10 protein-coding genes and 1 pseudogene are annotated in these 14,797 nt (G+C 46.2%); 7 read left to right on the top strand and 4 right to left on the bottom strand.

Annotated elements, in window-relative coordinates; translation table 11 throughout:
- Positions 1-206: 206 nt before the first annotated feature.
- Positions 207-1,037 carry a photosystem I biogenesis protein BtpA gene (btpA, locus tag F6K64_RS11785; RefSeq protein ID WP_008177609.1) on the bottom strand — a complete coding sequence of 277 codons (831 nt, stop codon included), beginning with the start codon at positions 1,035-1,037 and terminating at the stop codon, positions 207-209.
- Positions 1,038-1,132: 95 nt separating this feature from the next.
- Between btpA and F6K64_RS11780 the strand changes: the two genes are divergently transcribed.
- From F6K64_RS11780 to thrC, 7 genes and pseudogenes are all read left to right on the top strand, one after another.
- Positions 1,133-1,573 carry a hypothetical protein gene (locus F6K64_RS11780; RefSeq protein ID WP_131827034.1) on the top strand — a complete coding sequence of 147 codons (441 nt, stop codon included), beginning with the start codon at positions 1,133-1,135 and terminating at the stop codon, positions 1,571-1,573.
- A 700-nt stretch (positions 1,574-2,273) separates the two neighbouring features.
- Positions 2,274-2,375 (top strand): annotated as a pseudogene (locus tag F6K64_RS38165) (hypothetical protein); the annotation flags it as partial.
- A gap of 29 nt (positions 2,376-2,404) precedes the next feature.
- Entirely contained in the window at positions 2,405-3,727 is a 1,323-nt protein-coding gene (gene rimO / locus F6K64_RS11770; RefSeq protein ID WP_008177602.1) for a 30S ribosomal protein S12 methylthiotransferase RimO, read from the top strand.
- Positions 3,728-4,125: 398 nt separating this feature from the next.
- Positions 4,126-4,329 (top strand): hypothetical protein, encoded by a 204-nt coding sequence (locus tag F6K64_RS11765; protein WP_154659630.1) that lies wholly within the window; start codon positions 4,126-4,128, stop codon positions 4,327-4,329.
- Between the two features lie 78 nt (positions 4,330-4,407).
- Positions 4,408-4,563 (top strand): hypothetical protein, encoded by a 156-nt coding sequence (locus tag F6K64_RS11760; RefSeq protein ID WP_287262789.1) that lies wholly within the window; start codon positions 4,408-4,410, stop codon positions 4,561-4,563.
- A 263-nt stretch (positions 4,564-4,826) separates the two neighbouring features.
- Positions 4,827-6,236 (top strand): DEAD/DEAH box helicase, encoded by a 1,410-nt coding sequence (locus F6K64_RS11755; protein ID WP_008177600.1) that lies wholly within the window; start codon positions 4,827-4,829, stop codon positions 6,234-6,236.
- Between the two features lie 200 nt (positions 6,237-6,436).
- Positions 6,437-7,555, top strand: a complete 1,119-nt coding sequence (thrC, locus tag F6K64_RS11750; protein ID WP_438941752.1) for a threonine synthase — start codon at positions 6,437-6,439, stop codon at positions 7,553-7,555.
- Between the two features lie 124 nt (positions 7,556-7,679).
- On the opposite strand, the gene F6K64_RS11745 is transcribed toward thrC, so the two are convergent.
- The 3 genes from F6K64_RS11745 to F6K64_RS11735 all read right to left on the bottom strand — a co-directional run bounded on the left by F6K64_RS11745 (position 7,680) and on the right by F6K64_RS11735 (position 14,754).
- Complete coding sequence (locus F6K64_RS11745; RefSeq protein ID WP_143764178.1) at positions 7,680-7,913, bottom strand: hypothetical protein; 234 nt, start codon at positions 7,911-7,913, stop codon at positions 7,680-7,682.
- A gap of 84 nt (positions 7,914-7,997) precedes the next feature.
- Positions 7,998-8,810: a hypothetical protein gene (locus F6K64_RS11740; RefSeq protein ID WP_131827032.1), complete on the bottom strand. Its 813-nt coding sequence runs from the start codon at positions 8,808-8,810 to the stop codon at positions 7,998-8,000.
- Between the two features lie 187 nt (positions 8,811-8,997).
- The gene (locus F6K64_RS11735; RefSeq protein WP_008177594.1) at positions 8,998-14,754 is read right to left on the bottom strand and encodes an alpha-2-macroglobulin family protein; all 5,757 of its coding nucleotides are present in this window, start codon (positions 14,752-14,754) and stop codon (positions 8,998-9,000) included.
- Positions 14,755-14,797: the final 43 nt, after the last annotated feature.

Below are 14,797 nucleotides of genomic sequence, written 5' to 3'. Positions count from 1 at the left end.
GAACGCCAAGGGCCAACAACATTTTTTAATTTAGAATGTAGAATTTAGAATTTAGAATTCTACATTCTGCATTCTACATTCTGCATTCTGACAGACAACCTACCCTAAGGGAACGCCTAGGGCGAACAACCTTCAACCGGCCAACCTTCAACCGGCCAACCTTCAACCGGCCAACCTTCAACCGGCCAACCTTCAACCTTCAACGGTCAAACAATTGGTTTTTGTTCTTGTTTAGCAGACACACTACTGCGTACTGCTTCCACAAATTGACTGACCCGAATCGGGTCAATAGGTTGATCAATTTGTCCACGACGCTTGAGGGAACTAGAAACAATTACCCCATCAGCATATTGCATCAGGGTGGAAATATTTTCCCAATTAGCGCCACTGCCAATAAACACTGGTTTGCCCTTAGCCGCCGCCGAGGCTAACACCAGGTCTTGGGGATTAGTAGGAGTACCGGTTCCCCAGCCAGATAGAATCACACCATCAGCTAACCCCCGCTCTATAGTTTCTTGTACAGCTATGGTGATATTCGGTGATTCCAAAGGTTGTCCATGTTTAACCAGAACATCAGCAAGAATCTTAACATCACTACCCAGTGCCCGACGGTAGCGCAAGAGTGTATGAGCCTGTCCCTCAATTAAGCCCTGATCTGTTGCCATAATCCCAGTCAGAACATTAACGCGGATAAATTTAGCCCCTACACAAGTAGCAATTGCCAAAGCACTATGAGCATCATTGCGTAAAATATTGATCCCTATTGGTATGGGAACCAGGTTCATCAGTCGCTGGACTATGATCGTCATGGTACTGACTACTGCTGGATCGACCTGGTTTTTGGTAAATGGGGCGTCGAAAAAATTCTCAACAATCACCCCATCCACTCCACCAGAGCCTAAGGCGGTGACCTCTTGCTCGGCTCGGTCAATCACAGCTTGCAGGCTACCGCCCCAGCGCGGGGAAGTAGGGAGTGGCAGCAAATGCACAACTCCTATGATTGGATTCGGTGTCTGGAAAATTTGCTCTAAGTTCACAATCCTGGGATGTTTGGAAGCCCCATCTCATCAGGGAGCGGGGAGGAAAAGGTACAGATAGAGCGGACCAGCGCCCCCTGTAGAAAACTTGGGAATTGAGAGTAGGGTCGGATGCCGTTTCTGGCATCGGTCTACCACTGGCATTAATGGTGCGGTGCGACAAGGCGCGAGGTTCAACGCCCACACCGAACGCGCACCAAGAGAAAAGCTATGGTGCTTACTCTTTTGATCAAACCTGGGATTTAGTTCGACCGGTTGCTAAAACCAGTCGCTCAAACCAATTGTATCGGTCAGTGCTATCCCCAAAGCAAGCACCAAAATTCCTGAAGACCATTTCTAGTGGTGCTAGGTTAACAGCGGTGCGACAGCGATGCAGCGAGGTAGCGCGGTCTTGGGGGGAACCCCCACTCGCGCTTTGCATCAAGACAAGGCGCGAGGTTCCCTCGCCAAGGGAACGCGCACCAAGAGAGAGGTTAGCCGTAAAACTACTGCATCTGTTTTTGATGCGTACTTATTCTAGGTCAAAGGTAAAATAGGATTATATATATTACCAGTAGATTGTACCGATACTTTTTAGCTACCAAAGTCTACCAAGATAGACCCTAGCCCGCCAATGCAAGATGCTTTCACATCCAGGGGGTATCTCCGCGCTTCTCTGACGGAATATCCCGCGAGCGCCATAAAAATTCCAAAAAATTTGGTTCCACCGTAGGTCGAGAGCGCAACTATTAAACCCTTGGTTTTCGGCTTTAATTTAAGTTACATAATAATCCCTGTCGGTGTTACCCTAATTCAATTCTAACAAATAATAAGAGTTTTTGGTAGACTCTGCAACATTTTCTCTAGCTGTTTACTAACCTTTGTCCTGTCAACTTTGAGCTTTCCGACCGCAATTGCTTAACAGCCGAGATCAGCACTACTCGATTTAATAACTGTAGTAGCGCTCCCCCGCTCCCCCATAGAGGAATATTACCAACGGGGGTCTGTTGGAGTCACGATCCCGACGATGGCATGATTGGCTGTGGGGAATATTTTTAGATTTCCTAATTTTTTTTTGAATATTTTAATAAAATTTAATTTACAATTAGTGTATAGGTTTTGATAGTGAAATCAACATGGAACATCAGTACTAGTAAATTAGGAGAGCAGATTAGGAGTTGAGCACATCACTGACACACCAAACTCAATCACACCAAGCTCAATCACACCAAGCTCAATCACACTAAGCTCAATCACACCAAGCTCAATCACACCAAGCTCAATCACACCAAGCTCAATCACACCAAGCTCAATCAATGGTGTAAGGTGCGGCTATTGGGCAGTAGGTTATGTGACTAAGCTGTAGTACAATATAAGATGATGAATGAATGGGCAAAAAGCCAACTGTAGCAATATCTCACTTGGGCTGCGAGAAAAATCGCATTGATACCGAACATATGCTGGGTCTGCTGGTTCAGGCAGGATACCAGGTTGATGCCAATGAAGAATTAGCTGACTATGTTATTGTAAATACCTGTAGTTTTATAGAAGAAGCGCGGCGAGAATCAGTCCGGACGCTGGTAGAACTGGCGGAAGCTAATCAAAAAATTGTGATCACCGGCTGTATGGCTCAACACTTCCAAAGCCAACTACTGGAAGAGTTGCCTGAGGCAGTGGCAGTGGTGGGAACCGGGGACTACCATAAAATAGTAGATGTAATCCAAAGAGTAGAAACAGGCGATCGCGTTCAAGAGGTTTCTACTGAACCAAGCTACATTGCTGACGAAACAACGCCACGCTACCGAACAACTTCTGAAGGGGTTGCTTACCTGCGGGTGGCAGAAGGGTGTGATTACCGCTGTTCCTTCTGTATCATTCCGCACCTCCGGGGAAAGCAGCGATCGCGTACCATAGAATCCATTGTTGCGGAAGCCGAGCAGTTGGCATCTCAAGGGGTTCAAGAGCTGATTTTAATTTCGCAAATCACCACCAACTATGGTTTAGACATATACAGTGAACCAAAACTGGCAGAACTGTTGAGAGCATTAGGTGAAGTAGACATCCCCTGGATTCGGATCCACTACGCCTATCCCACCGGTTTAACCCCATCCGTCATTAAAGCCATTCAGGAAACTCATAATGTTCTTCCTTATCTCGATTTGCCTCTACAGCACTCCCATCCAGAAATCCTCCGCTCCATGAACCGTCCTTGGCAGGGACGAGTAAATGACGCTATCATCAAGCAACTCAAAACTGCACTTCCTGATGCAGTGTTGCGAACCACCTTTATTGTCGGGTTTCCCGGCGAGACAGAGCAGCACTTTGAACACTTGCTGGAATTTGTCCAGCATCATGAATGTGACCATGTTGGAGTGTTTACCTTTTCTGCGGAGGAGGGAACAGCAGCATACAAATTGCCTAATCAGTTGCCCCAAGGGGTGATGGATGCCAGACGGGATGCCCTGATGGCAGTTCAGCAACCGATTTCCTTAAAAAAAAATCAAAACTGTCTGGGCAAGATAGTTGATGTTCTCATAGAACAAGAAAATCCCTTAACGGGTGAATTAATTGGTCGTAGTGCCAGGTTTGCTCCTGAGGTGGATGGATTGGTCTACGTTCAAGGTGATGCCTCTTTAGGAACCATAGTATCAGTAGAAATTACTGATAGTGATGTCTACGACTTGTATGGTTCTGTAGTACTACCTCCTTAAAAAAGCTACAGGCTTTAACTAGGGGCTGGAATTAAACACTCCACCACTAGGGGAAGTAATCTGGTCAATCCTGAACCAGACCTGATCCAAGGTCTTTTAGATTATGGAGCTGTAGACAAGGTGTCTAGCCTTGTGAAAAGCCGGTGTCTGTCGCCCATAGTTCTGTCGCCCATAGTAATGGCAGACTAAACGGCAGACTAAACGGCACAGTAAACGGCACACTTAAAAGACCTGCTTAGGGGGTAAAAACTAGCTGAGCGGTGCATCAATTCAGCTTTGAGGGTCAAATTTGGGATGATTTACCCCACCCGAATCCAACGGGCAATACCTAGCTAGCGATGCAGAGGTGCGACCCGTGGCGAATTTAATTCGCCAAGGTCAAACGCACCATTACGGTCTTGGGGAGGCAGCGCGGTCTTGGGGGTTCCCCCCATGAGCGACTGCCGTGGTTTCCCCCACTCGCTATTGCATCAAGACAAGGAGCCACCCTCAACCTGACAAGCGATGCAGAGGTGCGACCCGTGGCGAATTTAATTCGCCAACGGAAAGCGCACCATTACGGTCTTGGGGAGGCAGCGCGGTCTTGGGGGTTCCCCCCATGAGCGACTGCCGTGGTTTCCCCCACTCGCTATTGCATCAAGACACTGTGTCTAGGGCATTAACCATTGCGTCTGTAAGACGTGTTCTTGTGGGATGAACCTACTCTCAAGCTTTTAGGCACACTAAATAGGTCGCAACAGACCCCAGCTGATGGTGACAGCCATGCAGAGGTGCGACCCGTGGCGAATTTAATTCGCCAAGGTCAAACGCACCATTACCGACCTGAGGGGGGTTAACCCAAAGCGCGACTGCATCAAGACAAGGTGCAACGCGCGGAGTTGATGCCTATCAACACCAAATGGGTGGAAACTAAACCGCTTTCTACTCATGTAATCTCATCATAGGTGTCTCAAGGCAAAAGCCATGGTGAGTCAAACTTGATGGCTCACTGTCTTTATAGCCATGACAATGTTTCCTGACACGTTCAACTACTAACTTAACTTTCTGACTTACCAGAAAAAAAACCACAACTAACCAACGAAAAATCGAAAAATAACTTATGACCGTTTCTTTCCAAAGCCTGGGATTGTCTGAATCTTGTGTAAGCCAACTCGAAAAAATCGGCTTCACTACACCTACTACTATCCAAGCCCAAGCTATTCCTGAACTGCTCAATGGCCATGATGTACTCGGTATGTCTCAAACCGGTACTGGCAAAACAGCAGCGTTTTCCCTACCAATGCTAGATCGCATTGACTTGGACAAGCGAACCGTACAAGCCTTAATTCTAACCCCAACCCGAGAGTTAGCCCAGCAAGTTAACCAAGCGATTCGGGACTTCAGTGAGGACCGTCGATTGCATATACTAACCGTCTGCGGTGGTCAGTCCATTGAGCGGCAAATTCGGATGCTGTACAAAGGCGCTCAGATTGTGGTAGGAACTCCCGGACGGGTGATTGACTTGCTAGACCGGGGAGACCTTAAGCTGGAAAACCTGAGCTGGGTGGTACTTGATGAAGCCGATGAAATGTTAAGCATGGGCTTTATCGATGATGTTAAGAAAATCCTCCAACAGACTCCCGAAGAGCGTCAGACTACTTGCTTCTCAGCAACCATGCCCCGGCCAATTCAGGAGCTAGTCAGCAAGTTCCTGAAATCCCCCGTCACTGTTAAAGTTCAGCAATCGAAAGCAGCACCAGCGCGCATTGAACAGCGAGTTTACATGGTACCCCGTGGCTGCTCCAAAATCAGGGCTCTCCATCCGATTCTGGAACTGGAAGACCCAGAAGCTTCAATCATTTTTGTGCGGACACGAAAAGCTGCTGCTGAACTAACGAACCAATTACAAGCGGCTGGTCACAGTGTGGATGAGTACCACGGTGATTTGAGTCAGAGTCAGCGGGAGCGGTTATTGTATCGGTTCCGGAAAAATCAAGTGCGTTGGGTAGTAGCAACCGATATTGCTGCCCGTGGTCTAGATGTGGATCATCTCACCCACGTGATCAATTTTGACCTGCCAGATCAAGTAGAAAGCTACATTCACCGCATTGGTCGTACCGGTCGTGCTGGTAAGACAGGAACAGCAATTACCCTGATTCAACCTTTTGAACGCCGTAAACTCTACCAGATTGAGCGCAAGGTGCGGCAACGGTTGGAAGTTACCCGGATTCCGACCCGCTCACAAATTGAGACCCGGCGCTTAGAAAGACTGCAGGCAGAGTTACGGGAAGCTTTATCAGGGGAACGGATGGCTTCTTTCTTGCCAGTTGTACGGGAGTTGGAAGAAGAATATGATGCTCATGCGATCGCAGCGGCAGCATTGCAATTGTTCTATGACAAAACTCAACCCCCCATTAGTGACGATCTCGAAGAACGAATGGTGGAACGTCCCAAACTGCGGCTTAACACAGATAAACGCCATCGCACAGAAAAACCCAGAAAGCCTGTGATTCAGAATCAGTCAAGATAAGATAGACAAAGATGAAGTGTAAAGGATGAAGGCGTATTGGATGAAGTAGCAAAATATACCAGTTGCTGAGTAAGCAATAAAAATCAATGGAAGGGTTGACATCTCATAACCTTCATGCTTCATGCTTCATGCTTCATACTTCACACTTCACACTTGATACTTCACCCTTAATACTTCCCTAACCAAACGTGGCTTCAAGTCTGTCTGTTTCTGATTCGTCTACTGTGAGTGGTGGCATTTCTACTTCACTCAACTGGCCTGGCTTAGTTGAGGCTTACCGTCCTTATTTGCCAGTCACTGACTCCACACCAGTGGTAACCTTACTCGAAGGTAATACTCCCCTAATTCCTGTGCCCACTATTGCCAAAATTATTGGCAGAGGAGTAAAGGTACTGGTGAAATATGACGGTCTCAATCCTACCGGTAGTTTTAAAGACCGGGGAATGACCATGGCGATTTCAAAAGCTAAGGAAGCAGGAGACCAGGCGGTAATCTGTGCTAGTACCGGAAATACCTCGGCATCAGCAGCAGCCTACGCTAGTCGGGGGGGAATGCGGGCATTTGTGATTGTTCCTGATGGTTATGTGGCTCTGGGGAAATTAGCCCAAGCGTTGGTATATGGAGCAACAGTAATAGCGATTAAGGGAAATTTTGATGACTGCTTGAAAATTGTCCGGAAAATGGCATCAAAGTATCCCGTGACCTTGGTCAATTCCGTCAATCCTTATCGCTTAGAAGGTCAAAAGACAGCTGCGTTTGAAATAGTGGACAACTTAGGTGATGCTCCTGATTGGCTGTGCATACCAGTGGGGAATGCTGGCAATATTTGTGCCTACTGGATGGGATTTTGCGAGTACCATGAACACGGGAAATGCGATCGCTTACCCCAAATGATGGGATTTCAAGCATCTGGAGCATCTCCGATTGTCGCTGGCAAAGTCCTAGAGCATCCCGAAACCATTGCAACCGCAATTCGGGTGGGCAACCCAGCTAGCTGGGAAAAAGCGATCGCAGCCCAAGAAGCTAGTAAAGGGGCATTTAATAGCGTTACCGATCAAGAAATTTTAGATGCCTATCGGTTATTGGCATCCCAAGAAGGAATTTTTTGTGAACCAGCGAGCGCTACATCAGTAGCTGGTTTGTTGAAAGTAAAAGACCAGGTACCCACAGGAGCAACCGTGGTTTGTGTACTGACAGGTAATGGTCTCAAAGATCCAGATACTGCAATCGAACACAGCAACAACCCATTGACAGAAGGGATTGAGCCGACAACTGCTGCTGTGGCAGAGGTGATCGGGTTAAAGCCAACAGAGGGTTAGGGATGGGTCGTAACTTCGGTGGTTAGGTTGAACGCGATCGCTTGGCCTATTGGCCAAGGTTATTTGGTTGAAGGTTATTTAGTTGAAGGTTAACCGGTTGTTAGGTTAGTTGTTAGGTTAAAGGTTATTTGCTTGTTCGCCTTTGGCGTTCGGTGTAGGGTAGATTAACCGGTTGGTTGAACGCGACGCGCGTGCCTATTGGCCAAGGTTTAGCGCCCACATCTACCAATTTACCTGGTGCTGGATATTTCAGACCTAAGTAGATTCTTGAGCAACGGTCATAGAGGACTTGCCTTAGGAGTAGGATGCTCACTGCTAGCATAACACCTAGTAAAATCCATTTCAGCCAAAATATCATTAGACTAAATTGAACACGGAAACAGCAACTGCATCCCTACTCCCTACTCCCTACTCCCTACTCCCTACTCCCTATAACCCAGGACTAAAGTCCCTGATCCAATTGAGAGCTGCTATATAAATTGGGATAATCTAAGAGTCGAGTTCTCTCAAACCCAATTGGTAGTTGATTTAATCGACTTAATTCCTGATCAATGTGATTAATGAAGTACTTCATTTCTCTAGGATTACCATGGATATCTTGACCTGTGACCAAGTAGCTATTTACCTCATTCTTTAGAGATGCATAGTTCAGGTATAACTGTTTGTTATTGACAATACTGTCCTCATACCGGAATAATCCAGGAAGATTTCCAAACATAATAGCTGATGCTGAAACCACTACGAAGATATTAATCACATAAGGGTGAGTACTATTCCAACCTGCTCGAATAATAAAGAGTAAACAAATTCCTGCTACAATCGCTGTACCATAGGTCATTAACTTAGACATATAGTAATTGTTGTAGAAGAATGTCATCATTTTAAAATGCCTTTGGTCTCGCGCTTGGATTTCTTGGATTTGGTCACTAATTCTTTCTTGTTCAAGGGGAGCAGCCTCAGCGATGGTCTCAGTATAGGCAACTGGTGCTCTTGGGGGTAACAACCACTTTTGGGTTTGGTAGTTACCTAAGGAATAGAGAAAGATTACTCCTACAGTAATCAGTAAAACCAATACAGAAGTTAAGGCGATATGTCCAATCAGTGGCTTAGACCAAAATTTTGGCTGAGTTAAGCCTATTTTATTAGTTTCCTGATTCTCCGTTTTGACAACGGTTTCAATGGTTTCATGATTATGAGTTGTTGTCGAATTTCCTTTCTCGATGTCGATAGCTGAAGATTTATTAAACTCTAACATTAGCTTGACCTCCAAGGGGCGGACATTTGGTTTTTTATTGGGATTCGTTTTTTGATTCGGATATGGATTTAGCACCATCAACTTTAAAAGGGTATTCAATCACTACTCGTTTGTCAATTTAAGGCAAAGGCATAATGGTAATTAACAATTAACAATTAACAATTAACTAATTACTAATCACTAATCACTAATCATTAATCACTAACGTAGAGGAAGCCGACCTGCCAAATTCTTCTGGGGCATAGTTGAGGTGTGCTTGGGCAGGGGGCCATAAATAGGTTCCTGGTGTAACTGAGCGCACCAGATAATGTAAATTATAGACACCAGCCTCCAATCGATCGGCATAAGCCACAATGCGATCGCGATGAATTTTCTGATAATCTATTTGCCAGCTATCCTGTTGAGCTTGGAAGTAAGGAGTAGCAGTTTGGAAACTAGTATCCACTGCTTCCAACCCAGCTGGTAAGAGATCTTCGATCACCACATGATCCACTGGATGATCGGTAATCACCTCCACGCCAATATCAAACACTTGTCCGGCTGGTACTGTTAATGGGTCTTTGAGAGCATACAGTCCAATCTTTCGCAACACCTTTTCCTGATTAGCGGGACGTATGGTCTTGTTTACTCGTAATCCATTAAACCGACCGGGTTGATTGCCTTGTAAGCGATAACGATAGCTGGTTAAGTAGTGTAGAGTCCCTGAACCAGATTTTTTGACAATCAGGTCATGGCGACCTCGGGGTAAGTTATCCATGGTAACCTGAATCGATTGACTAGGTTTCTTATACCCCTGGAACTGGGCTGAGCCAAGTTTTTTCCCTGCTAGTTGCACCGTTGCTCCAAAGCTGGGGGGTGTAGGCTGTAATCGACTATAGTCTACTAAGGCACTCAAGGCTTGGGCATTATCGTAGCTAGTTTGCCAAGTGCCATCTCGCCGTAACTCTAATAACCCTTGTAATAGTTTACTGCGAACCTCGGCTGAACTGTTTTGGGCAATAAATAGACGCAAGGCTTGAGCTTGTGCAGTAGTAGACGAATCCAGCCAACGCCAGCTTTGGGGTAAATTTATCCGAGCTGAACGCCCAGTTTGATAGATGCTTTCCTGAAACTGATTAACTAGAGTTTGGGCTTGGCTCCGCCACTGACGAAACTGTAATAAGTAACGCGCTAATTTAATCTGAGTGACCCGGTCGAAGTTACTGCTCTGTTCATAAAGGTATCCTAGGAAGTCACTGCGGGTTTGACCGAGTTCTGCTAATCCCATCAGTGCTTCTAATCGCACCTTACTCTTACACACTACGCTCTTGCAATAATCATACTGACCAGGATTGGCCAATATTTTCTGCAAGTAGTTCTGGAGACGGCTCACCATCCCGGAATCTACTGATAATCCTGCTGCTTTAGCCCGAGCTAGAGCAGTAGCAGCATAGGGAGAGACGAAGGGGTCTGAGGATTTTTGTCCGGGCCATCTGGCAAAGCCACCATCTGGTCGCTGGAGTTTCTGTAACTGTTTGATAGCCTCAGTGCCTTGTTGGCTAGGGTTAAACTCAGCAAAGGTCTGACCATATTGTTTGCCGAGTATTTCCAAATTGGATGCGATCGCTAATTTACTTGCTACCGGTTCTAAGAAGGGTAAGTCTTCGTTACCCAAGACTTGCTTAGCCGGAGCAGTAATTTCAGGAATCAGAGTACTAGCCAGGGAAATCTCTAACCCTCCGCTGTCAGGTACCACGTTACTAGCTATATTCACTGGGATTTTTACTTGATTCCTGGTTACTCCCGATTCCACCACTTGCTCAGTAATGTCAACGGGTTTGACAGCTAAAGGCACTTCAAACCCATCTTGATTACCATTGAGCTTAGTCGTAAACTTGACTTTAGCTTTACCCAAGTTATTGGCTACCATCGGAAAACGATAACCACTGGTTCCGGTCTTGGCTGAGGTTTTTTGATTCAGCGTAGGCCCTTTACCACCATCAAACTGAACCCCACCGGTCAGTTGTGCATTAATCTGTAAATCTCCCGTTTTCCCAGTATTATTAATTAGCGCTATCCCAGCTTTAAAGCGATCGCCTGGACGAGCAAATTGAGGTAATACTGGATTAGCCATCAGCCGCTTGGTGGTGATAAAGGTAGCCTGGCCATTACCAAAGTGTAGGTTGCCATCCGTTGCTACTGCCATCACCCGCCAAGTGGTTAAATTATCTGGTAGTTTAAAGGTTACCTTTGCTTTACCATTGGCATCTGTTACCAGTGAACCATTGTAGTAGGCTAAGGGTTTGAATTCCGTGCGAATCCGAGTACTAGCTGCGCCAGAAGACTCTCCTCCACCATAGCCCCAGCCTTTGTCCATCATTCGCGTCGCTAGCTTTTCTAGCACCACCTTAGGACGGTTATCACTGAAGCGAGTGGAAATATCTTGCTGAGCATACACGGTCTCTACTAAATCCGGTACTTGGTAGCCACTCAGTTGCAAGATGGCTTCATTGACAACCATCACGGTAAACTGTCCCTTTACTGGTTTACCCTTAGAATTTTGCAATGATAATTCCACTGTTTGCTTAGCACCAGGTTCAATGGACTTAGACTGCAATGTCTCTGTTACCTTGAGATAGTTATCATCCAACTTGGTATTAAACGGAGCAAAACCGATCCGCACCAGATTTTCTACACTCCCCGGCTCCACTTGGGATAGGGGTTTGCCTTGGCGCACTACTACTGCTTCTACTGCTGCATTAGGTACCATCTCGGGAGTGACTTTGAACTTAATCTCTGGCGCACCCCCTTTAACTTTGACTACTTTGCGATAGAGAGTATTGTTCCGAACTACTGAAAAATACAATTCCCCTTCAGGATAGGGAGATTGAATCAAGGCTGTAGCTGTTTCCCCCGGCTTATAGCTATCCTTGTCTAGTTTGATATCCAGACGAGAGTTATCATAGCGAGACCCCCAGTACACTGAGTTTCCACCGGTTGCCCAAATTTGTAAGTCTGTTGCTGCTAAGTCATTTTTAGCTTTAGCCAAATTAGCGCGAATTCGATAAGAACCGGATGAGGGGGGAGTGAGCTTGATGGATTTTGGACTACTACCGGAACGGACAGTTACCTCTTTAACGGTTTTGTATTCCACCTGATTCTTTTCTCGCTGACTCCCTGCCAACACCTGGGTAACACTGCTGTATTTCATTTCTTGCAGTTCCAGGCGTACTGATTGTCCTTTAATTAATTTACCGGTGGGGTCAGTAACAATCACTTCTACAGGGAATGGTTTTCCGGCATCCGCCACCCAATCCCCTTTTAATCCAATTAGTTTATCGCTAGGTAAAGCTGTAAATGTTTTAGAATCGGATACCGACAGATTCGAGACATCGGTAACTTGGGAATCTACCCGGTAAGTCATGGGATAGGGCAGGTCTTTCGTCACCGGAATAGTTAGACTACTTTCCCCAGACTCACTCAAGGTTTGATTAGTTTGGAGGACATCACTGGTAACTTGCGGTCTTTCCTGGGGCCAAAACCACTGCTGACCAAAGGAAAACTCTTCCCATCCTTCTGGAGTAAAGTAGACGGGGGTGCGGGTGACGTAATAAGCCACCTTGCCCCCATCTACATTTGAACCAAACCAATAATTTCCTTGGACATTAGCGTCCACCTTCTCGCCCATGTTAGCAAATTTTTGAGCAAGGGTTAGGTCAACTTTAAAGTTAGGAGGATTAAACTCAGCTACTCGGAAACCACCTGAAATTTCTCTGCCATTGCTTCCCCTGGCCTGGACGGTATAGAAACCTAGGGGTTGATTCTCTTTCAGGGGTAATTCTAGGGAAAAGGTACCAAATTCATTGGTTTTCTTAGTGCCTAAACCTGTCTTCTTACCATTGGGTTCTACCAGGGTGACCTGATAGGAGGCATTTTTGTCTTGGGTGAGGTTATCTTTTTCTAGATAATAGGCTGCTGCAGTGAACCAAGCCTTTTCTCCTGGTTGGTAAAGCTGTCTGTCTGAGAAAATAGTGCCTCGGGATTTTGGTTTGCCATTGTCCCAGTCTGAATAAATCCCGTAGCCATAATACCCACTATATTCATTGGTTCGAGTAAATGCCCAGTCTTTGCCTTCTTTAGCAATTACCAGTAATTGCGGACCTTTAGTGAAGCGCGTTGCCCCATTCATACATTGACGTAGAGCTTGGCTGTTTAGGGCGATGGTGCCAGTTCTGTCAGTTTTTGCGATCGCACAGGGTTTTGGTGAGCCTCGATAGGAAGCATTCAGCTCAGACTTATATATCTCTACCGTTGCTGCTGCTGGTGAGCCATCGGACAGATGATTCACTTGCACCAAACCGGAATCAGGGAACCATTGCGCAAACACTCCCAAATTGGTCAGCTGCACCATGCCATAAAAGGTTGGTTCCCACCACTTTTCGTTTCCATTGCCATCCTGATAGCGATTGGTTTTCGCTTGCACCCCATAGGCCAACATTCCCGTTGGACCTCCCAGTCGTTTCCTCAGGGAAACCGCGATATTAGTGGTTTTATTTTTCTTTCCCGCTACCCGGAAACGTTCCCATTGAGTTGGCTTCGGTAATAAATCATTGCTCTTGCCACTCGGATAAGCGGAATCTTTATAGACCAAGTCAGTAGGTTGAACAATGCGATAAGCGGCTTTATACTCCGGTTGCGGTAAATTGACTGTAGAAATATTCAACTGTAGGGACTCGGAATTGCTTTTTAGGGTAGAGGGAAAGATATGCAAATCCGAGGGAGCCCAGATATCCCCTGCTAAATCCCCTGTTTCGTACTTAAAGGTTATTGGTTCACCCAAGGTTTGCCCAAATTGGTCAGTGAGATTAGCACCGAGAGTAACGGTATAGGTAGTTTCTGGTTCTAATGCCCAAGGATTAAGGTTAACGAATCGATTGCCATCATAAGCTTGCACCAATTTGGGAGCTTCCTTGGGAGCAGGCTCAACCGTAATATTCTCCATGGCGGAAGAGGCTAGCAAAGGATTATTAAATTCCAACTGAGCTGCCCCGTTCACAAACCGTCCATAAGCGCCTCCCGCCTCTGGCTGTCCGTAAAATGTGGTTTCCTGATAGGTCAAGGGGTCAAAGGTTTTGACTTGACTAACGAAAGGGGTTTCGGTCGCGATATTGCCGCGAGCGGGACGCACACCAGGGGCAAAGGCTAATTTGTAATCGGTAGCTTTAGTTAGGGGTTGCTTAGGGGTGATCGTATAAATCCATGGCCGCAAGGAGGGGTTAAATTCCTGAGCGGGTTGCCTATACTCTGAGGAAACATCCTCTTGTTCTTTAAGGGCTACATCTAGCTTGACACTCTGAGTCTGACCTTTTGGTGTCATGGTCAAGTGCTCGTTTACTGAAGCGAGATCCAATTGAGTATTGGAGGTAAACTCTAACTTAGGCTCCAGGGCAATCGGTTGTGGTTCGGCTTCTGGATTCCTCTGAGTTGCTGGCAGATTGGTTAACTGGATCGGGGCAGTATTGAAGGTCCAGGCTAAGTCTTGTTCTAGACTATGATTGTTTAGGTCAGTTAATCCAGCTTTGAGGGTAACTTGGACACGAGTGGCTAGAGGCAGAGCTTGGTCAGCTTGGAATCCTACCATCCGTGGGGTTAAGAAACGAAATTGCCCAGGGATAGGGGGTATGATTTCAAATTTCTGTAATATTTCCCGCTGATTCGGACTTCCCAAGCGTTCAACGGGAATCAAGGGGTCTTTGAAGCGAATCCGAATTTGAGAGAGGGGCTCAGCTATGCCGATGGGACTAATTTGCTCAATCCACTCTGGGATTTGAGGCATCGGTAGGGGAGCTACTGCTGGTAAGGGTTCAAACCCTGAAGTTAGTTTAGCGCTATCACAGCTTATTATACCTAGGATGAGAGATAATCCCAGTAATAACCCTATGGCTGTTTTAATTACCCTACCCATGGCGTGCCTAGATTTTCCTCTTGCAGCTTCCACTATTGATTAA

Source organism: Moorena sp. SIO3A2 (assembly GCF_010672265.1).
Lineage (GTDB): Bacteria > Cyanobacteriota > Cyanobacteriia > Cyanobacteriales > Coleofasciculaceae > Moorena > Moorena producens.
The sequence above is the reverse complement of the archived record's forward strand: the minus strand, read 5'-3'. Positions and strand labels throughout refer to the sequence as shown.